We start from the raw sequence: 18324 nt of genomic DNA, 5'->3' as shown, positions 1-18324 counted from the left end.
TACTCCTAACCTTGCGATGCTCGCCGGCCGGCAAAGGAACCCCAAGGGGCGCCTTTGCGGCGGTGCAGGATCAAGGCGGACGCTATCGGCGCGCCTTCCGGCATCCTGCGGAGCGGGCTTCAGCTTCGCTGCGCAATCACCGATCGCCGCTTCCTGTAGAGATCGCAATCCGGACGTAACCCTTGGGTATGATGCTTGTCGTCTGTGTTTCGGCTTGGCATACGTTAAACCCCAGGAGCGACGTGTGTCTGAGCCCGCACTCTGGTGATCTTGCCGGATCGCACGCTCAAATGGCGCGATGTTGCCGTCGGGTCGGTGGTCACTGCGTTGCTGTTCACCATCGGCAAGTCGCTGATCGGCTGGTATATCGGCACCAGCGCGATAGCGACTTCCTACGGAGCGGCAGGCGCGCTGATGGTGGTGCTGCTTTGGGTCTATTATTCAGCGCAGATCTTCCTCTTCGGTGCAGAAATTACGCGCGCTTACTCGGTCAGGCGTGGAAGCCGGCCAGACCTTGCGCCAGTAGTGGCGTTAAGCGACGCCGAGATGGACACGCGGCTCCGCCCTGATGGTGGCTAACTCATCCTTCCCTGCGTTTCGTTGCAATCAGTGCCGCGCCTTTTCGCTCGCCTCCTATTTTATTTTTAATGCGTGTCTATACCTCGCACCTCGCGTGTGGGCTTCGCAACACGAGCCGGAACGCCCCTGGGTTGCCGTCCCTTGATGATTTTGATTACGGTGCTACATTGATAACCAAGATAACCGAACGGAGTCGGGCCACATGGTCGCTGCCAGTAAGACCGACGAGTTTTCCCGCGTTGGCACGCTTACGGGAACACCAGAGCAGGTCCGGAGGGGGCTTAACCATCTTAAGGCCGAGCAGGTTGTTGCCCTGACCATCGAGCACGGCAGCGCGTCCGCCGCCAAGGCCTTCGCTGAGACGGTCGCGGGGCTCGCTCCCTTTGTCAGTGCAATTCTCAAGCGTCGCCAGGATGAGACCTTCAATTCCATCGTTGAAGCCTTGGTACCGGTGGTCCCTCCTCCACATCACATGCTCCTCGAAGCGCGCATGGTGGGGGATGCGCGCAAGGCGGTGCTGGAAAGCGGTGACTGGCTAACGGCCGCCGAAGTGGCCAAAGTAGCCGGTTTCAGCGCCAGCAATCCCAGCGCCCAGCCAAATAAATGGAAAAAGGAGGGGCAGGTCTTTGCCGTGCGGCATCGAGGCGTCGACTACTTTCCGGGGTACGCCCTTGAGCCCTCGACCGACTTTCGGCCAGTGAAGGCTTTGGCAAAGGTGCTCAGCACCTTCCGAGGAAAGAAGGACGACTGGGGTCTCGCCTACTGGTTTGCCTCGGTCAACAGCTTTCTCGGAGGCAAGAGGCCGCAAGACCTTCTCATCAGCGAGCCCGATCGTGTCATTGCCGCTGCCAAAGACGAGGTTGCTGGCGTCCTCCATGGCTGACAGAAGGTCGCGCGCGAAGAGGCCGCTAGTCGTCGGCACAAGCGTGCCCGAGCCCTGGAAGGACCTCAGCACACGGATCCAGACCATGACCTGGTCGGCGGGTCGAGTCATTCACCGCATCCACCTGAACCTCTATGGCGGCAATGTCTTCAATCCGGGGGTGAGGGGAAACGCCCGCTTCAGCCCAATTGGGAACTCGGTCGGTAGCAGTATCCCGACGCTGTATGGTGGAACGAGCTTTGACTGCGCCGCAATGGAGACGGTATTTCACGACGTGCCAATCGCACCGGGGCTGAAGACCTTCGATCAAGCGAAATTTGCCGGTCAAGTCTATTCGACGGTGACGCCCCGACGGGACTTGGTACTGGCCGACCTCAGCTCGACCGCACTGCGGTCGCTCGGATTGCGTCGGATGGATCTTATCGACACGGAGAAGGACCAGTATCCTGGCACGCGGAGATGGGCGGAGGCCATCCACAAGCAGTGCCCGGCGGTTAAAGGCTTGTGCTGGGTTTCGCGCCAAGACGACCGAGCGCGGGCGGTCCTCCTGTTCGGCGACCGCATTCCTGCGAACGACCTGCTTGCGGACGCCGCCCGAAGCATCCTCAATGATAACGAGCTCGTTTCCGACCTGCTGATCCTGGCCAATCGCATCGGCGTCAACGTCGTTTAAATCGTCTCCCCTATGCTGCGATTGTCGCCGGACGAGGCCAGCACTCGCAAAGCTGCTCACCTAACAAAATACTATAGAGTGATGTTGTGACGCCCACGCCTTGCAGATGAACTCGTAGGCGTGAGCCTTTGAGGGTCTTGAGCCTGCGGTTGCCAATGCACGGGCGAACTGGATCAACAGTCTGGATTTCCGAAGAGTTTGCATTTTGCCCGGCACCCGTTCGGGCGGCAGCGTTGAGGATGCCGGCTATCTCGTGGGCATAGTCCATTTCGAGAACGACATATGGATGTCCTTCAATTTCAGCTGGCAAGCCGGTGAACACGTCGAACACCGTCCACAGTTCAATCGATCTCCTGCCTGACGCAGTACCTGGATGCCATCGGGTAAACCCTAACGAAGCTGAGAACATTCGAGGCGTTTCAGGCTATGCCTTGATGTTCGGCGCCGGCGGCTTCACCGTCTTTTGCAGCTGCAATCTCCCAACGAGTGAAGGTTCGTTACCGGGAGATCGGTTCAAAAACCTTAGGCACGAGGAACGCAACTGCCGCTAACGCCGCCCAATTACCGCGATCAAAATCATGGTGCTGCCGCCGCTGTGGCCAGGGATCAACGCCAAGGCCAAAACCAATATACTCGCGCATGCCGCGGTGCCACCGATGACGCTGAAGATCTGGAGCAAGCTCCCCTCCAGTAGCTAGGCGGCCTAACATTGCAGAGAACTTCGCTGCAATGTTAGACCTTTTCTGGCTTCAGCAATATGATCGCCCTGCTGGCTCCGGCCGGCGGGGCTTTTTGCGTTTCAGGCAAGCCGCGCTCGATCTCCCGCTATCCGTTGACTACCATTTCATGCTGACGCCGAGCTTGGCGCCTACGGTGTTGCTGTCGCCGAATTCATCCAGGCTGGTCCGTGCCATCGCCTCGCTGAAGACGGCATAGCGGCCGTCCGCCCCGGCATTCATGATACTGCCCCCGACACCAACGCCAAAATAGATATAGACGAAATCCCGATACTTGCGCCCCTCGCCATAGAAACTCGCCCTTGTAGTCGGCGCACCATAGATCGATGGGCCGCATCGCCTGTGACAGCTGCGTGCCACGGCCTTGTTCCAAGGGGAGTCCCTGGCCGGCGAGAATTCCCTTGCCGAAGAACTTGGCACGGGAAGCGGAGGACATTGACTTCGACTACGCGCCGGCAATCGCCATGACTTTGGGCTTGCTGGCCAAGGCGAATGCAGCGAATGAGCGCTGCACCCGTTCCAAATCGAGTCCGTCGGCAATGATGACCAGCTGCGATCTGCGGTCTTCGCTCGGCCACGCCTTCATATGTACAGGAGGATGAACGAGATGCTGCACACCGTGGATCGCGACCGGACGGTCTTCACCTGCGATGTTCAGGATGCCCTTTACTCGAAGGACGCGCTCTCCATGTCTGTTGAGCAGCATGGTGAGCCATAGGCCGAACGCAGTCCAGTCGACTTGCTCGTCCCAGATCAGGACGCAGGATACGATCGCCGCCTGATGCGCTTGTCCGTCGGCGGTCGCCAATACGGCGGCCTCCTCACAGAAGAAACCCGACTGCGACTGCAATTGGCTTGCACGGGCCACAGTGTCCTGCTCGAACAAATCTTGCGCACGAAACCCGCACCGAACATCCAGCATCGCGGCATCCGGATTGATACGCCTCAGCCGGTCGGCAAGTCGCCCGATTTCGGCGCCGTCGGCGAGATCGGTCTTGGTCATGACCAGCCTGTCGGCAATGGCCACCTGGCGATTGGATTCGATGTATCGGTCGAGGTTGCCAATCCCGTTCATCACGTCGACGGTGGTCACCACGTTTCCTGCGGTGAAATGGTGCTTCAGCATCGGATGGGATTTCAGCGTCGAAAGGACCGGAAATGGGTCAGCCAGCCCCGTACTCTCGACCACCACCTGCCGGAACGGGGATATCTGGCCGCGCTCCCGCTTCGAATATAGATCGCAGATCGCGTCGGCCAGTTCACCGCGCACTGTGCAGCACACGCAGCCGGACTGAAGCAGCACCATCGTTTCGTCAATTCGCTCCACCAGGTGGTGGTCGAGCCCGACTTGGCCGAACTCATTGATGAGCACGGCCGCGTCCGACAGATCGGGGTCATCCAGCAGCCGCTTCAGAAGCGTGGTTTTGCCCGAGCCGAGAAAACCTGTCAGCAGGTGGACTGGCGTGAACGGCGGTAGTTCAGCCATCGCGACCGGCTTCGAAGCTTGCGATGACATCGGCCTCCAACGGATCGCAAGTCCTGCCCGAAAGACGCTCCGCAGCCTGCCATAGGTGTCCGAGATCGTTGATGATCTCGGTCTTGCCCGTTCGCGTTGAAATGACAAAGGACGTGCCTTGCCAGTCCGCCAGCCGCATGCCGAAGTAGGCTAGGATGAGGTTAGCAATCCTGACGCGATTGGCGCGCTCACGGCGCCGGTCAACGTTTTCGACGTTGCGCGTGTAAACGCCGGGCCGGGCCACGGCATCGGTCCAATGTTCGTTGCTGCCTAGAACGCCGCATAGCGAGCACATGATCTGCTCCTTGGATGACCGTCTTCGGAGACCGTTTGACCCCGACAGGCATTATAGTTCCTCTGTAGGTGGTTGCCCTGCCTGGCAATGCCAAGTCCCCCTGCCTGGTCTAACGCAGGCTTCGACCAGAAGAAGAACGCGGCCCCGGAAATGCCGCGTTCTTCTGTCGAGGAACTCAAGGGGCAGGAATCGGCTTAACCTTGTTTGGCTCCAGCCAGTCCTTGGTTGGCTCACATTTGCCGCAGTTGATGCCGGGTAAATTGTCGGCGTAGATCACGTCAGGCAGATCCTTGATGGTTGCGCCCGGCGTGGGCGTACCATCTTGCACCGACTTCAAGCTGAGTTCGGGCAGCAGATCGCCGTTCAGGGAGGTGTCGATGAAGAGCGGTGGCACCTTGTCGGCAGGGAAAGTGTTGCAGCCGTCAACGAAGGTCTCGCCCTGGCAGAGCTTCACGTCCTGCGGCTCAACCCATGGCAGCGGATATTCGATGTTGTTGGCGGTTAGCTTCTTCTTGCCGGTCACGACTTCCATCATGAGCTTGAAGGCGTAGCCGCCAACCGCCGGACCCGCGCTCGAGGAGACGCCTTTCAGGCCCTTGGCCTGCATGGCCGGATCCGCCATCGCCAGGCGATAGCCGTTGTTGGACTGGCCGGCAATCACGACCAGCTTGTCGGGACGACTGTTGATGACAGCCTGCAAAGAGCCAAAGGTGCCGTCGACCGTCCAGATGCCGTCGACGTTGGGGTGCGCGGCCAGGATCTTGGCAACCTCCTCCTGCGAGGTCGCGTCGTTCCAGTTGCCATAGAAATCGCCGACGATCTTGATGTCGGGATATTTCTTGAACACGCCATAGGCCTGTTCGTCATAGGTCTTGGTCACGGTCGTGCCGGCGACGCCGTGGTTGAAGATCAGCTCTCCCTTGCCGCCCATCTGATTCACCATCCACTGTGCCGTGTTGGCGCCGTAGCGGGCGGTGATGTTGGAGACGTTGTGCGCGCAGGACTCCGTAACCGTACTGTCGTAGGTGAACACCACGACGCCTTGATCGCAGGCCTGCTTGATGGTGCGGTTGAGCGCAGTCGGCGAGAGCGGATACAGAAGAATGGCGTTGGCGCCTGCCGCGATCATGCTCTGGAGGTCGGATATCTGCTTCTGCACGTCGGTGCCGGAGATAATGGTCTTGAACTCTACCTGCTTGTCGTAAGGCGGGGTCGAAGCCAGTGCCTTGATGCCATTGGCGGCGCTCGCCTGCCAGGTGTTGCCGCTGTAGCTCATATTCAGGAACACCTTGTAGGTATCCTGGGCATTCGCGCTGGATGTCCCCAGACCAAGCAACGTCGCGGCCACGGCTGCCCAGCCGTAAGTCAGTCTACGCGAAGCGTTCTTCATGTTCTTTCTCCCATTTGAAGCGACCGCCGACTAACGGCTTCGCAGATTGAGCCGCCCACGCTGGAGCAGCAAAGCGATGATGATGATCCCGCCCTGCACGAGATCGCGGAATCCCTGCGAGAGGCTGAGCGTGGTGATGACGGTGGACAACGTGCTGAGGAAGAGCGCGCCGGCAAGAGTTCCGAGATAGATGCCGGAGCCACCGGTGACCCGTGCGCCGCCGATGACGACGGCGGCGATGGAGGGCATCAGCAGCGCATCGCCCATGTCAAGCGTCGCGCTCGAGGAATAGCCGGCCAAGAGGATGCCGGTCATTCCGGCACAAAGGCCGCTGATGGCATAAACTGCGACGGTGAGCGCGGCGATCGGCAGGCCCAGCACGTTGGCCGCGCCAGGGCTGCTGCCAATGGCGTAGAGCTTGCGGCCTTCCGCGCTCTTGTTCTGGAAGAGCCAGGCGAACACCGCAAAGACGATTATGAAATAGACGGGATAGGGTACACCGAGCCAGCGGGAGCTCATGAACTGTTGGACCGCCGGAGCGACCGATTGTTGCGAATTGCCCGCGGTGAAACCCAGCGCCACCCCGAAGAATGTGATGCCGGACGCCAGCGTCACGATGAAGGGGGGGATTTTGGCAATCGCCACACCGATGCCGTTGATGAGACCGATGCCAAGACAGCACAAGAGGGTAAGCGGAATGGCGTACAGCAGCGCGTCGTTGCTGCCGCGCGTAAGTTCCGCGATCATCATGCCGCCGACACCGATGACCACGCCCAGTGACAAGTCGATGCCGCCCAGAAGGATCACCAGCCCCTGCCCGAACGAAGCGACCACCAGGAAGATGGCGGTAACCAGTATGGCGGTGAGCTGGTCGAACGAACCGAAATTGGGACTGACGATCTTCGTGCCGATGACCAGCAGCGCCGTGGCGGCGAACACGGCGATCGCCGGCACAAGGTCCGATGAGACAAGTGCGCGGCGCGCGCTCTGCGCTCCGTGCTCGGACGTCTGTGCCGGGGTCGTAATGTCCTTGTCGGTCATCAGGCTTCCCTTCTCGCGGAACGGCGCGCCAAATAGGCGGAGGCTTGGCCGAAAAGGATTGCCAAGATCATGATAAGTCCGTTGAAGATGTTGGTGTAAAAGTCAGCCACGCCGAGCGCGAACAGCATTTTTTGCAGCACCGTCAAAATACCTGCACCGGCCAGCGTGCCGACCACCCCGCCGCGCCCGCCGAACAGGGACGTGCCGCCGATCGCGACCGCCGCGAACATGAACAGCAAGAAGGAATCGCTGATGCGTGGATCGCCCGAACCGATCTCGGCGCTGAAAACGAAGCCGGCTATGGCATAGAACAGGCCGGCGGCCACGAAAGCCAATAGCCTGGTGGCGCGGATGTTGAGCCCGGAGAGCCGCGCGGCCGCCTGATCCGTGCCGACCGCGTACATTGCGATGCCCATGCGCGAATGCTTGAGCAGAAACCAAAAGACGAGCACCAGCACCAACAGGATCGCCGGCACGGGAATGCGCAGAATGTCGCCGGTGATGCCATAGGCGATGGATTCCACCACCTCGCCGCCAGGAGCCGGAAGGATGAGGAGCGCGATGCCCTGGCATGCGATCAGCGAACCGAGCGTGACGGCGAGCGACTGCAGTCCAAAATAGGCGACCAGTATGCCGTTGAGACCACCGACCATGAGGCCCACCAACAGAACCAGGCCGAAGCTGCCAAGGGCGCCCGCATCGCCGCCACTCACCGTCGCCACCACCACATTCGCGATGGCGATCACGCCGGGACCCGAAAGGTCCAGCTCGCCGCATAACACGACGAGCGTCAGTCCCGTGGCGGCGAGGGCGAGTACGATGGCGTTGTTGAGGAGGTTGCCGATGCCGAATAGCGAGAGTGCCGAAGGCTCGTGCGCGGCATAGACGGCGAACATGACGGCAAGCAGGCCGATGGCGGCGACCGCTCCGTTGCCCAGAATTGCCAAGCGGTCGCGAAGCGTATCGGATGCCATCGTTACGCCCCTGGCGCGGCAGGCTGCCGCGACCCGTCGCGATAACCGGATGCCAGCGACAGCATACGGTCCTGTGAGAGATGGTCGTGACCGAGCTCGCCGGCAATCGAATTGCGGTAGAGAACGAGGCAGCGATCACAGAGCTGAACGAGTTCGTCCAGTTCAGTCGAATAGAACAGGATCGAGCCGCCATCGCGCACGAACGCGCGCATCATGGCGTATATGTTGCGCTTGGCGCCGACATCGACACCGCGCGTGGGATCGAACAACAGCAGGCACCGCGCGCCCGTTATCAGCGCCCGCGCCAGCACCGCCTTCTGCTGGTTGCCGCCCGAAAGCGCGCCGATGTTGAGGGGCAGGAGCCGCTTCGAAAGGTTCACTGCCGGGGTTACCTGCTCGACCAGCCGCAACTCGGAAGATCTGTTTACAAGCCTGAATGGGCTCACCTTGTCTATCATCGGCAACGAGATATTCGCCTGCGTGGTGAGATCGTGGAACAGTCCTTCGGACTTTCGTTCCTCCGGCACCAGCACCATGCCGAGCCTGCGCGCCGCGCGAGGCGAGCCGACCGATGTCGCCTTGCCTCCGACCGAGATCGTGCCCTGCCGCAGCGTCGACAGGCCCACCAGCGACTTGAAGAGACTGGACTGCCCGTGACCCTCCAGACCCGCCACACCAAGAATCTCGCCGGGAGCCAGCGAGAAGCTGATATCATTGACGCCAGGGCCGACCAGGTGACCGACCTCCAACGCCGGCGTGGCCCCGACGCGAACCGCCGACGGCGCCTTCTCCGCGGCTTCAACCACGGAGCGACCGGCCATACTGCTGAATATCGCTTCGTCGCTCATGGATTCGACATCGCTTTCCAGCACCTTGCGGCCGTTACGCAGGATAACGCAGCGCTGGCACAGGCGGCGGATCTCGTCGAGCTTGTGGCTTATGTAGAGCACTGACGTGCCGCCACGAACAGCGGCATCGACCAGTTTGAAAAGCCATTCACGGTCGGAGAGCGCGGCGGTCGCTTCGTCGAGCACCAGCACCGCCGGGCGGTGCCGCAGCGCACGCACGATCTCGACCTTCTGGCGCATGCCGAGCGGCAGATCCTCGACCAGCCGCCGGGGCGCGATATCCGTCACGTCATGGGCTTGAAGAATCTCACCCGCCTCGCGCTCGATGTTGCGCGCCGAGACCAGACCAAGGCGGTTGAGTGCCGGGCGCGGCAGGAACAGGTTCGCTGCCACCGACAATGTCGGGATCAGGCTGAGTTCCTGGAAGGCGGTTGCTATGCCGGCCGAGCGGGCGTCCACAATGCCCTGCGGCTTGAAAGGAGCGCCGCGCAATTCGATGGAGCCGGTATCAGGTGTGACGACGCCACTCAGTATCTTTACGAGTGTCGATTTGCCGGCGCCATTTTCGCCGAGCAGACCGCACACTTCGCCGGAGCGCATTTCAAACGAAATGTCCTCAAGCGCAATCGTGGCACCGTAGCGCTTGGACACGGATCGGAAATCAAGGACGTTGTGCGTTCTATCCTTCATTCCACCTCTTCCCCAGTCTTCCCTATTTGGTCAGACCAAGATTGGAGCTAGCACGCCTTACCCGCCATGACAATTAAGAAAGCCTGCAAGAAAGCTTGAATTTTCAGCACACTTGGTCTGACCGGAAATGAATGGTCGAAAAGTGGTGCGAAGGCACCAAATCCGCCATAAATTCTGCTGTTTCCAGCAGAATTGATGGGCGCTGCCATCGGCGAGATGACACAGAAAGTATAATCAATCCGATCTATCCGGTCTGACCACTCAAGCGAACCAGGCCGAGACCGTGCGGCGGTCCCGGCATAGTGCGCCGAAGCCGCTTCAGGATTTCGGACGTGCCTTGCCGCTGCGCGGGAAGCGCTTGCCGAAATCGGCCGCGATCTCTTCCATCTTGACGAACTTCACGCCCTCGAAGCCCTTCATGTAGTCATGGAGCCGTTCGTGCATCTTCAGCACATGCGGCTTGCCCGACACGTCGGGATGGATCGTCAGCGGGAACACGGCATAGTCGTAGTTCTCGTAGACCCAGTCGAACTGGTCGCGCCACATCTGCTCGATATCGCGCGGGTTGACGAAGCCGTGGCTGTTGGGCGAGGCCTTGATGAACATCATCGGCGGCAGGTCGTCGAGATACCAGGATGCCGGTATCTCGATGAGATCGGTCTCTTCGCCTTGCGAATACGGCTTCATCCAGTTGGATGGATGCTTGGAATAGTCGATCTTCGTCCACTGGTCGCCGACCGTCACATAGTAGGGGTGATGGTCGTTGTGCATCAGGGAGTGGTCGTAGAGCAGCCCCTTCTGCTTCAACAGCTCATTTGTTTTCGAGCCGAACTCCCACCAGGGAGCGACATAGCCGCGAGGCGCCTTGCCGCAAAGCTTGGTGATCAGGTCGACGCACTTGTTGAAGATGGCCTCTTCCTGCTCGGGCGACATGGCGATCGGGTTCTCGTGGCTGTAGCCATGCATGCCGATCTCGTGGCCAGCGTCGGCCACTTCCTTCATTTCGTCCCAAAAGCTCTCGATGGAATGACCGGGGATGAACCATGTGGTCTTGATCCCCCATTTTTCGAACATGCGAAGCAGCCGGAGGCTGCCGACCTTGCCTGCGAAGGCGCCGCGAGAGATGTCGCAAGGGCTGTCCTCACCGCCGTAAGAACCCAACCAGCCGGCGACAGCGTCAACGTCCACTCCGTAGGATACAAACATTTCTTTCGGCATCTCTCTTCCTTTCGTTGTTCATGTCCCCGGCCGAAGGGCGTCTATGGTAGTTGCGAGGGTGGAAGACCGGCCCGGCTTCCCGCCATGCTGATATGTTTGCGCATGTAGTAGTTGGCGCCATCGGGATCGCCCATGGCAACCGCCTCCAGGATGCGGTCATGCTCCTGCACTGCGAACAGCAGATTGCCCCGCCGCTCGGTGGGCAGGCGCTGGCTTTCCAACAGCACGCTCGCGAATGTCTGGTGCATGTCCACCAGGAGTTTGTTGCGCGAGATGCGCATGATGAGGTTGTGGAAATCGAAGTCCGCTTGCGCGTAGGCATTAAGGTCCTTCTCGCGCGCCGCGTTGCGAAAGGCGGTCGTGCATCCCTTCAGGTCGGCGATCTCCTGATCGGTATGGGTCAGCGCCGCGAGCTCGGCCGCGTAGGATTCGACGATGTAGCGGAACTGAAAGACCTCGCTCAGCGAATAGCGCGCCGCGAAGCGCCAGGACGGAGTTGCCGGTGCGCCGGAAGGGTCGGCACAAACGAAGCCGCGCCCTCCCTCGCGCGCAACAATCTCCCCGATGGTGGCGAGGATCGACAGAGCCTCGCGCAGGGTGGCGCGGCTCACATTGAGGTCGCGTGCCAGGTCGCGCTGCGGCGGCAATGTATCGCCTGGTTGCAACCTGCCGTCCCGGATCATCGACTGCAGGGCGGCCACCGTTGCCTGGGCCACACCGCCGCTGGGTTCCCGGCGCTCGCGCCGCAGGTCGGGCGGCTGTGAAGCCGCCGTCTTTCCGTCATCATTGAGATTGAGTTTCATCATGGCTAGGCCCCAGCGTGAGCAAGAATTGTCGCCACATAGCTAGAACAAGATACATTTGGATGGAACCATTCAGCCCGCGGTTGATCAGAGCATGACATCGCCGCCGTTCGGATTCATGGTTGCGCCGATGTAGTAAGCGCCCTCCTCCGACGCCAGCAACACGGCGGTGGGAGCGATTTCGTCGACATGGCCGGCGCGGCCGATCGGCAATTCGCCGAGCTTGCGCTTCTTCCATTCCTCCGGCAGCGCCCTGAACAACTCCGTCTCGATGGGGCCGGGACAGATGGCATTCACAGTTATGCCGTCGCGTGCCACCTCGTAGGCGAGCGAGCGGGTGAAGCCGATGACGCCGGCCTTGGCGGCCGCATAGTGCGCCATTTCCGGCGCGCCCTTGTGACCGAGTTGCGAGGCGATATTGATGATGCGGCCGAACTTGCGGGAAATCATCGGCTTCAGCACAGCGCGCGTGCAAAGAAAGACGCTGCGCAGGTTCACGGCCATCATCTGGTCCCACATGCCGGTGCTCATTTCGGCGACAACGGACGTCGTGTCGATGCCGGCGTTGTTGACCAGGATGTCGATCTGGCCGAGCGCCGCCTCCACCTTCTTGACGGCTGCTTCGACCTGCGCCTCGTCGCTGACATCGGCCGCGACGGCAAAGGTCTTCACACCGAAATCAGCAAGGGCGGAGGTGCGCGCCTCGGCGGCCTCGAGTTTCAGGTCGAGAACGGCCACGTCGGCGCCCTCGCGCGCGAACGCCGTGGCAATCGCGCCACCGATGCCGCGTGCGCCTCCTGTGACCAGTGCTTTCTTCCCCGCGAGACGTCCTGACATGCTTGGTTTTCCATTTCGTGGTTGACTTGACTATTGAAGCGAAGACGCGAGATCACCGGGCGCCGGCCGGCCGAGGATGCGCTCGGCCTCCTTCATGAACACGTTGAAGGTGTCGGAAGCCGGCACCGAAGCGGCGACGTCCTTGTGGCGGAAGCAATGGACCGTGTGCCGCTCGCCGACCGCCTCGGCCGGCGGCATCTCACGGCGGCAGCGATCGATGACGAACGGGCAGCGCGATGCCAGGAAGCAGCCCTGGGGCAGATTGATCGGGCTCGGGATCTCGCCCTTGAGGCTGACGCTGCTTTCGATCTTAAGATGCGGATGCGGCAGCATGACCGACGACAGCAAGCCACTGGAATAGGGATGTTGCGGGCGGTTGAAGACCGTTTCGGCGCTGCCCTGCTCAACGATCATGCCGAGATACATCACCGCGACGCGGTGGCTGATGAAGCGCACTGTGGAAAGGTCGTGGGAGATGAACAGATAGGCGGTGTTACGTTCACTCTGGATACGCCGCAGCAAATCGATGATCTCGGCGCGGGCAGTCGGGTCGAGCGCCGAGGTCGGTTCGTCGAGGACGACGAGTTCGGGCTCCGTGACCATGGCGCGCGCGATGCCGACGCGCTGCTGTTGCCCGGAAGGCAGCTCGGAAGGATAGGCGTCGAGCAAATCGGTATCCAGCCGTACCAGACGCAAGGCGTCGGCGGTGCGGCGGCGCCTCGTTTCGCGGTCGAGCTTGAGCGGCAGGAGCGGCTCGCTGATCGTGTCGCCGATCTTCATGCGCGGGTCGAGCGACTCGTTCGGCTCCTGGAATACGAGCTGAATCTTACCAGCCAGCATGCTCTTGTGTTGGTGGCGCTGGGCTAGGTCGGTGCCGCGGAAGTGGATGTTTCCGGCGGTCGGCTCGATCAGGCCGACGATGCAGCGGCCGACCGTGGTCTTGCCTGAGCCGCTCTCGCCCACGAGCCCCAGTGTCTCACCCGGCTCGATGGTCAGGCTAACGCCGTTGATCGCCTGCACCACCTGCTTGGAGCCGGCAATGGGGAAGCGCTTGTAGAGGTTGTCGATCGTCAGGACGGCGTTCATGCGTGCCTCACGGGGAAATGGCAGCGGACGAAATGTCCTGGGCTGATCTCGGCGAAAGGTGGCCGCTGTGCGCGGCAAACCGGCTGAGAGAGGGGACAACGGTCGGCATACTGGCAGCCGGTGGTCGGTTCGAGCCGCCGGCCAGTGTCCGGCACGCTCCAGCTGTCGCGCAGCCTGGGGCTATGGGAGAAGGCTGCAAGCAGCATCAGCGTGTAGGGATGCGCCGGCGCGAGGAAGAGCGCCTCGCGCGGCGCGATTTCGACGATTTCGCCCGAGAACAGCACAGCGATGCGATTGCAGAAATGCGCGGTGATGCCGACGTCGCGGGTGATGAACAGCATGGCGCTGCCATGCTCCGCGGCAAGCTTGGTCAGCAGGGCCAGGATTTGCGCCTGCACTGTGACGTCAAGTCCGCTGGTGGCGTCATCCGAGATGATAAAGGCCGGGCTGCAGATCAGCGCCATGGCGATGACGACGCGTTGCGCCATGCCGCCGGACAGTTCGTGAGGGTAGGCATCCATGCGCCGTTCCGGGTCCGGTATCTGCACGTCGTACAGGATCTTCAGCGCCATGCGCCGCGCCTCCTTGCCGCCGACGCCGAGATGGATCTTCGCCATCGCGGCGATCTGATCACCGACCTTGAGCAGCGGATTGAGCTCGGCGCGGGGATTAGGCACCACGACCGAGAGACGGCGGCCGCGAAGACGGCGGAGTTCGGATTCGGACAGGCTGAGAATCTGGCGGCCCTCGAAGTGGACTTCGCCGCCGGCGATGCGGCCCGGCGATGGCGGCAGCCCGAGGATGGAGCGGGCGAGCGTCGTCTTGCCCGCGCCACTCTCGCCGACCAGGCCAACGATCTCGCCCGGCTGTACTGCAAGGTCAATGCACTTGAGCACCGTCTTAGGTTCGGCGCTTCCCGACGGGAACGTCACGCGCAAGTTCCTGATGTCGATCAACGGCGGCTTGTTGCCGCCGTAGGCGTTGCGCGTTTTGCTTATGATTTCTGCTGCGCCCAATGACATTCTCACGTTAATTGCTGATCCGCGGGTCGAGCAGGAAATAGATGAGGTCGACCGCGATGTAGACGATGAGGGAGAAGATGGCGGAGAAGAGTACAAAGCCCAGAACCGGATAGATGTCCGAATTCAGCACACCTTGCACCGCGTATTGCCCCGCCCCTCCCCACGAGAACACGATCTCGACGAGCACCGCGCCGCCGATCAGGAAGCCGTAGAGCACGCTGATGATGGTGACGATTGATGGCAATGCATTGCGCAGCGCATGGCGCACGACAAGGTTCTGCGGCACCCCACACAAAACTTCAAAGCGGCTGAAATCAGATTCCAGCATCTTCTCCATCGTGGCCTGCGTCATCTTCAGTATGGGACCGGCATTCAGGAGCCCGAGCGTCAGCACAGGCAGCACAAGATGCGCGCAGGCAGACCAGAAGGCCTGCAGGTCGCCGGCGAGAAGCGCGTCGATGGTGAGGGCTCCGGTGACCGGCGCCGGCGGTATGACGATCATGTCGATACGGCCGAGCGGCGCAGGCGCCCAGCCGAGCACGGTATAGAAGATGAAGATCAGCACGAGGGCGAACCAGAAGTCTGGTAGCGCACCGGCACTCAAGCCATAGAGATCGGACAGGCGCGCGATCCAGCCATTTGGCTTACGCGCTGCATAGACGCCCAGCGTTACCCCAACGATGATGGCCAGGAGGAGCGAAAGCGTGACGAGTTCGAGGGTCGCCGGGAAGCGCTGAAGCAGATCCTCAAGCACCGGCCGCGTCGTCTGCCAGGAGGTTCCCAGGTCGCCATGCAGGAGATTGCGCACATAGATCAGGAACTGCATGTAGAGAGGCTGGTCGAGCCCGAGCTGCTGGCGCAGTGAGGCGATGGCCGAAGGCGTAGCTGTGGGGCCAAGCATCAGCACAGCGGGGTCACCCGGAATGCTCTTCACCAGCAGGAAGCTCACGAGCACGATGCCCAGCAATTGCGGGATCACGAAAATCAGGCGCTTGGCGAGATAAGCCAGGATGCGCATCAGGCGCCCTCCGCCGGCAGGTCGGCGCGACGGCGATGCTCGCGTGCATCGCTCAGCAGCTGCCGGCGCTTGGACGGATCGGCCAGGACCTCGATGGACGCGCCGACCAGCGAGAAGCCGAATACGGTGATCGCGAGCATCGCGCCGGGGAACATGGACGGCCACCACTGGCCGGTCACCACGTTCTGAAAGCCCATGGCGATCATGCTGCCCCATTCAGGTGTCGGCGCACGCACGCCGGCACCAACGAAGGACAGCGCCGAGGTCAGCAGGATGCCCCAGCCGACATTGACCGACAGCTGCGCCAGCACCGGTGCCATCGCATTGGGGATGATGTGGCGCCGAATGGTCTGCATGTCCGACAGGCCGTTTACCTGCGAAGCCTCGACATAGCGCATGGAACGGATGCTCAGCACCTGCGAGCGCATGAGACGCAAATAGATCGGCGCATTGACGAAGGCGATGGCCAGAACCACCGTCTGGATGCTTTGACCGAGGCTGGCAACCAGGGCGATAGCGAAAACGAAAATGGGAAATGCCTGCAATACGTCGGCCGCGCGCATGACAGCGAAGGACAGCCATACGCGAATGCCGCGCCCGCTGCTGTAGAAGCCAACAACAGCACCAATCGAGCCGCCGATTAGCGCCGACAGGAGCGTGCCCAGTATGGCGATCGTCAGGTCAATGCGCGGCGCGTATATGGAACGACTGAAAATATCCATGCCGACATTATCGGTGCCAAAGAGATGGGCGGTATCCGGCGGCTGCAGGAAGCTGGCCGAATCCGCCTCGGTCGGCGAATAGGGTGCGATGGCCGGCGCGAAGATCGCCAACAGAGTGATCGCGATGACGATCAGATAGCCGATCGCAAATCTCGGCCGGATGACCGCCAGCCTCAGGAGAAGGCTAAGCTTCGATGACATCTAAGATCTTTCCGATACTCTAACTTGTCCCCGGAGGCGGCCGCCTCCGGGGACAAGACCTCATCAGCCGCGGCTGAAATCCTGGAACCGAAGGTTATTGGACGTGTAGTAGGTATAACCCTTGAGGTTCGCCTTACGTGCCAGCGTGTATTTCGGGTAGGCAATGAAGCCCCAGGGCGCTTCGTCCATCAACGTCTTCTGGACCTGCGAATATTTTTGCTTGCGTACATTGTCATCGAGCGTAGCAAGACCGTCCTTGATCATCTGATCGACGTTCTTGTTGTCGTAGTTGGAATAGTTCACATAGCTTTCGGAGTTGAAGTAGAGGTAGGTCGAGTAGCCCGGATCCGGCGTCCACGGAGAGTCCAGATAGAAGATCATCGGCTTGGCGCGCTTGGTGACGTTCTCGTAAAACACGCCAGCCGGCAGCTTCTCCAGCGTCAGCTCCACGCCGATCTGCTTCAGCGCGGTCTGGATCAGCAATGCGATCGGCTCCTGCGTCGGGTCGCCGGCGTTGTAGGACAAGGTTGTCGCCAGGTTCTTGGCGCCAGCCTTGTCAAGAAGCTCCTTGGCCTTGGCAAGATCATAGGCATAGGTGAAGAAGCTTTCGTCTGCCATCGGGTAGATATAGGGCATCGGCGCTTTCTGCTCGTCGGCATAGCCGTAGTAGATCGTGCGGATGATCTCGTCGCGGGGGATAGCGAGGTTGATGGCGCGGCGCACATCGACATTATCGAATGGAGCGATCTTGGAGTTGAGCTCCAGCCAGATCATGTAGGACGAATTGACGGCATCCACGGCCACGTTCTGCTGCTTCTTCAGCGCCTCCAACTCGCGCGGCTGCAGGAACTGTGCGATATCGACCGCCCCGCCCTGCAGCAGCGAGAAACGACTGGCTGACTGCGGCACTTCGCGCATGATGACACGCTTCATGAAGGGCTTTTCATCCCAGTAGTCTTCGCGCGCCTCGAATACGGCTTGTTGACCGCGCACGAGCTGAGCAAGGCGATAGGGACCAAAGCCTGCACTATCGTTCTTGAGGAAATTGACCGCCCACGGGTCGTCGGAGCCACCGGCTTCGGCGCATTTGGTGGCGTCGTAGATCGGGTTGGCGAGGTTACACTGCTGCTTGAGAAGCAACGGATTGGGCTGCTCAAGATTGAAAGAGACCGCATGATCGCCTTCCACCTTGATCTGGTCAGGCGTCTTGAGACCGAGCACCGCAGTCTGGAACAGGCCTTGCCCTTTGAGATTGAACTTGCGGTCCCAAGTCCATTTCACGTCCTTGGACGTGAACTTGTTACCCCAGTTGGAGACGACACCCTCCCGTAGCTTGAAGGTCGCCTTGCGGCCATCGGGAGCCACTTCCCAGCTTTCGGCCAGCCGTCCGCGCAGCGCGAGGTTGTTCGGCTTATCGGTATGGACGCCGGTATCCTCCCGCAGCACGCCGGGCGCATTGGGATCATCCATCTTTTCATAGCCAAGCATGTACTCGTAGAGCGCACCGAGGGAATCGATGGAGCCCAGGCTCACGTCGAACTCGATGTCGAGGCCCTGGGGCGTCGCGGGCGCCGCGATCACCAGCGTAGTGTTTGCGTCCTGCGCGAAGGCTTCACCGAAACGGCCGGTCGATGCGGCAAGCACGGCGCCACCCATTGCGGCAGTCGTCTTCAGGAACTGACGGCGCGTGGGCGCCAATCGAATTCTGGTAAAATCATCACCCATATCTCGTTCCCCATTGGTTGCGCGAGAACGCTTCGTTCTCTTTCCGCTTTTGGACAGACCAAAGAG

Annotated in this window: 18 protein-coding genes and 1 pseudogene; 3 read left to right on the top strand and 16 right to left on the bottom strand. The window is 61.0% G+C overall.

The window, feature by feature from the left end:
• Window positions 1-267: 267 nt before the first annotated feature.
• From FJ964_RS19810 to FJ964_RS19800, 3 genes and pseudogenes are all read left to right on the top strand, one after another.
• A pseudogene (locus FJ964_RS19810) lies at window positions 268-579 on the top strand (YhjD/YihY/BrkB family envelope integrity protein); the annotation flags it as partial.
• 202 nt (window positions 580-781) lie between these two features.
• On the top strand, window positions 782-1462 hold the full coding sequence (locus FJ964_RS19805; RefSeq protein ID WP_140551948.1) for a hypothetical protein: 681 nt from the start codon (window positions 782-784) through the stop codon (window positions 1460-1462).
• Between the two features lie 85 nt (window positions 1463-1547).
• Entirely contained in the window at window positions 1548-2135 is a 588-nt protein-coding gene (locus FJ964_RS19800; protein WP_224626969.1) for an RES family NAD+ phosphorylase, read from the top strand.
• 10 nt (window positions 2136-2145) lie between these two features.
• Here FJ964_RS19800 and FJ964_RS31040 read toward each other — a convergent pair whose 3' ends face one another.
• The 16 genes from FJ964_RS31040 to FJ964_RS19725 form a co-directional block, all read right to left on the bottom strand.
• Window positions 2146-2466, bottom strand: coding sequence for a hypothetical protein (locus tag FJ964_RS31040; protein ID WP_181172539.1), 321 nt, complete (start codon window positions 2464-2466; stop codon window positions 2146-2148).
• 505 nt (window positions 2467-2971) lie between these two features.
• Window positions 2972-3232, bottom strand: a complete 261-nt coding sequence (locus tag FJ964_RS19795; protein WP_140551946.1) for a hypothetical protein — start codon at window positions 3230-3232, stop codon at window positions 2972-2974.
• An 85-nt stretch (window positions 3233-3317) separates the two neighbouring features.
• The gene (locus tag FJ964_RS19790) at window positions 3318-4358 is read right to left on the bottom strand and encodes a GTP-binding protein (protein WP_140551945.1); all 1041 of its coding nucleotides are present in this window, start codon (window positions 4356-4358) and stop codon (window positions 3318-3320) included.
• Entirely contained in the window at window positions 4351-4683 is a 333-nt protein-coding gene (locus FJ964_RS19785) for a hypothetical protein (protein ID WP_140551944.1), read from the bottom strand. The genes FJ964_RS19790 and FJ964_RS19785 overlap by 8 nt, the downstream gene beginning before the upstream one ends.
• Before the next feature lie 175 nt (window positions 4684-4858).
• Complete coding sequence (locus FJ964_RS19780; RefSeq protein WP_140551943.1) at window positions 4859-6073, bottom strand: sugar ABC transporter substrate-binding protein; 1215 nt, start codon at window positions 6071-6073, stop codon at window positions 4859-4861.
• A 30-nt stretch (window positions 6074-6103) separates the two neighbouring features.
• Window positions 6104-7114 carry an ABC transporter permease gene (locus FJ964_RS19775; RefSeq protein ID WP_140551942.1) on the bottom strand — a complete coding sequence of 337 codons (1011 nt, stop codon included), beginning with the start codon at window positions 7112-7114 and terminating at the stop codon, window positions 6104-6106.
• Window positions 7114-8088: an ABC transporter permease gene (locus tag FJ964_RS19770; protein WP_140551941.1), complete on the bottom strand. Its 975-nt coding sequence runs from the start codon at window positions 8086-8088 to the stop codon at window positions 7114-7116. The genes FJ964_RS19775 and FJ964_RS19770 overlap by 1 nt, the downstream gene beginning before the upstream one ends.
• Window positions 8089-8090: 2 nt before the next feature.
• Window positions 8091-9626: a sugar ABC transporter ATP-binding protein gene (locus FJ964_RS19765; RefSeq protein ID WP_140551940.1), complete on the bottom strand. Its 1536-nt coding sequence runs from the start codon at window positions 9624-9626 to the stop codon at window positions 8091-8093.
• 318 nt (window positions 9627-9944) lie between these two features.
• Window positions 9945-10844 carry a polysaccharide deacetylase gene (locus tag FJ964_RS19760; protein WP_140551939.1) on the bottom strand — a complete coding sequence of 300 codons (900 nt, stop codon included), beginning with the start codon at window positions 10842-10844 and terminating at the stop codon, window positions 9945-9947.
• A 41-nt stretch (window positions 10845-10885) separates the two neighbouring features.
• Window positions 10886-11650: a FadR/GntR family transcriptional regulator gene (locus FJ964_RS19755; protein ID WP_224626960.1), complete on the bottom strand. Its 765-nt coding sequence runs from the start codon at window positions 11648-11650 to the stop codon at window positions 10886-10888.
• An 84-nt stretch (window positions 11651-11734) separates the two neighbouring features.
• Window positions 11735-12484 (bottom strand): 3-oxoacyl-ACP reductase FabG, encoded by a 750-nt coding sequence (fabG, locus tag FJ964_RS19750; protein ID WP_140551938.1) that lies wholly within the window; start codon window positions 12482-12484, stop codon window positions 11735-11737.
• Between the two features lie 30 nt (window positions 12485-12514).
• Window positions 12515-13570 carry an ABC transporter ATP-binding protein gene (locus FJ964_RS19745; protein ID WP_140551937.1) on the bottom strand — a complete coding sequence of 352 codons (1056 nt, stop codon included), beginning with the start codon at window positions 13568-13570 and terminating at the stop codon, window positions 12515-12517.
• A complete protein-coding gene (locus tag FJ964_RS19740; RefSeq protein WP_181172538.1) occupies window positions 13567-14586 on the bottom strand; it encodes an ABC transporter ATP-binding protein in 1020 nt (339 codons plus the stop codon). Before FJ964_RS19740 ends, FJ964_RS19745 begins: the two co-directional genes overlap by 4 nt.
• Before the next feature lie 13 nt (window positions 14587-14599).
• Window positions 14600-15610 carry an ABC transporter permease gene (locus FJ964_RS19735; protein WP_210243375.1) on the bottom strand — a complete coding sequence of 337 codons (1011 nt, stop codon included), beginning with the start codon at window positions 15608-15610 and terminating at the stop codon, window positions 14600-14602.
• Window positions 15610-16533: an ABC transporter permease gene (locus FJ964_RS19730; RefSeq protein WP_140551935.1), complete on the bottom strand. Its 924-nt coding sequence runs from the start codon at window positions 16531-16533 to the stop codon at window positions 15610-15612. Before FJ964_RS19730 ends, FJ964_RS19735 begins: the two co-directional genes overlap by 1 nt.
• Before the next feature lie 63 nt (window positions 16534-16596).
• Window positions 16597-18258, bottom strand: coding sequence for an ABC transporter substrate-binding protein (locus FJ964_RS19725; protein WP_181172537.1), 1662 nt, complete (start codon window positions 18256-18258; stop codon window positions 16597-16599).
• Window positions 18259-18324 lie beyond the last annotated feature (66 nt).

It is taken from the genome of Mesorhizobium sp. B2-3-2, assembly GCF_006442295.1.
Classification (GTDB): domain Bacteria; phylum Pseudomonadota; class Alphaproteobacteria; order Rhizobiales; family Rhizobiaceae; genus Mesorhizobium.
Note: the sequence above shows the minus strand (reverse complement) of the source record. Positions and strands in the feature narration are given on the sequence as shown.

Excerpts from the sequence above, each read along its gene's own strand:
- FJ964_RS19800 (WP_224626969.1), top strand. The coding sequence starts at position 1,548 with ATGACCTGGTCGGCGGGTCGAGTCATTCACCGCATCCACCTGAACCTC.
- FJ964_RS19760 (WP_140551939.1), bottom strand. The coding sequence starts at position 10,844 with ATGCCGAAAGAAATGTTTGTATCCTACGGAGTGGACGTTGACGCTGTC.
- FJ964_RS19765 (WP_140551940.1), bottom strand. The coding sequence starts at position 9,626 with ATGAAGGATAGAACGCACAACGTCCTTGATTTCCGATCCGTGTCCAAG.
- FJ964_RS19745 (WP_140551937.1), bottom strand. The coding sequence starts at position 13,570 with ATGAACGCCGTCCTGACGATCGACAACCTCTACAAGCGCTTCCCCATT.
- FJ964_RS19790 (WP_140551945.1), bottom strand. The coding sequence starts at position 4,358 with ATGGCTGAACTACCGCCGTTCACGCCAGTCCACCTGCTGACAGGTTTT.
- FJ964_RS19785 (WP_140551944.1), bottom strand. The coding sequence starts at position 4,683 with ATGTGCTCGCTATGCGGCGTTCTAGGCAGCAACGAACATTGGACCGAT.
- FJ964_RS19755 (WP_224626960.1), bottom strand. The coding sequence starts at position 11,650 with ATGATGAAACTCAATCTCAATGATGACGGAAAGACGGCGGCTTCACAG.
- FJ964_RS19725 (WP_181172537.1), bottom strand. The coding sequence starts at position 18,258 with ATGGGTGATGATTTTACCAGAATTCGATTGGCGCCCACGCGCCGTCAG.
- FJ964_RS19770 (WP_140551941.1), bottom strand. The coding sequence starts at position 8,088 with ATGGCATCCGATACGCTTCGCGACCGCTTGGCAATTCTGGGCAACGGA.
- fabG (WP_140551938.1), bottom strand. The coding sequence starts at position 12,484 with ATGTCAGGACGTCTCGCGGGGAAGAAAGCACTGGTCACAGGAGGCGCA.
- FJ964_RS19735 (WP_210243375.1), bottom strand. The coding sequence starts at position 15,610 with ATGCGCATCCTGGCTTATCTCGCCAAGCGCCTGATTTTCGTGATCCCG.
- FJ964_RS19775 (WP_140551942.1), bottom strand. The coding sequence starts at position 7,114 with ATGACCGACAAGGACATTACGACCCCGGCACAGACGTCCGAGCACGGA.
- FJ964_RS19805 (WP_140551948.1), top strand. The coding sequence starts at position 782 with ATGGTCGCTGCCAGTAAGACCGACGAGTTTTCCCGCGTTGGCACGCTT.
- FJ964_RS19730 (WP_140551935.1), bottom strand. The coding sequence starts at position 16,533 with ATGTCATCGAAGCTTAGCCTTCTCCTGAGGCTGGCGGTCATCCGGCCG.
- FJ964_RS19780 (WP_140551943.1), bottom strand. The coding sequence starts at position 6,073 with ATGAAGAACGCTTCGCGTAGACTGACTTACGGCTGGGCAGCCGTGGCC.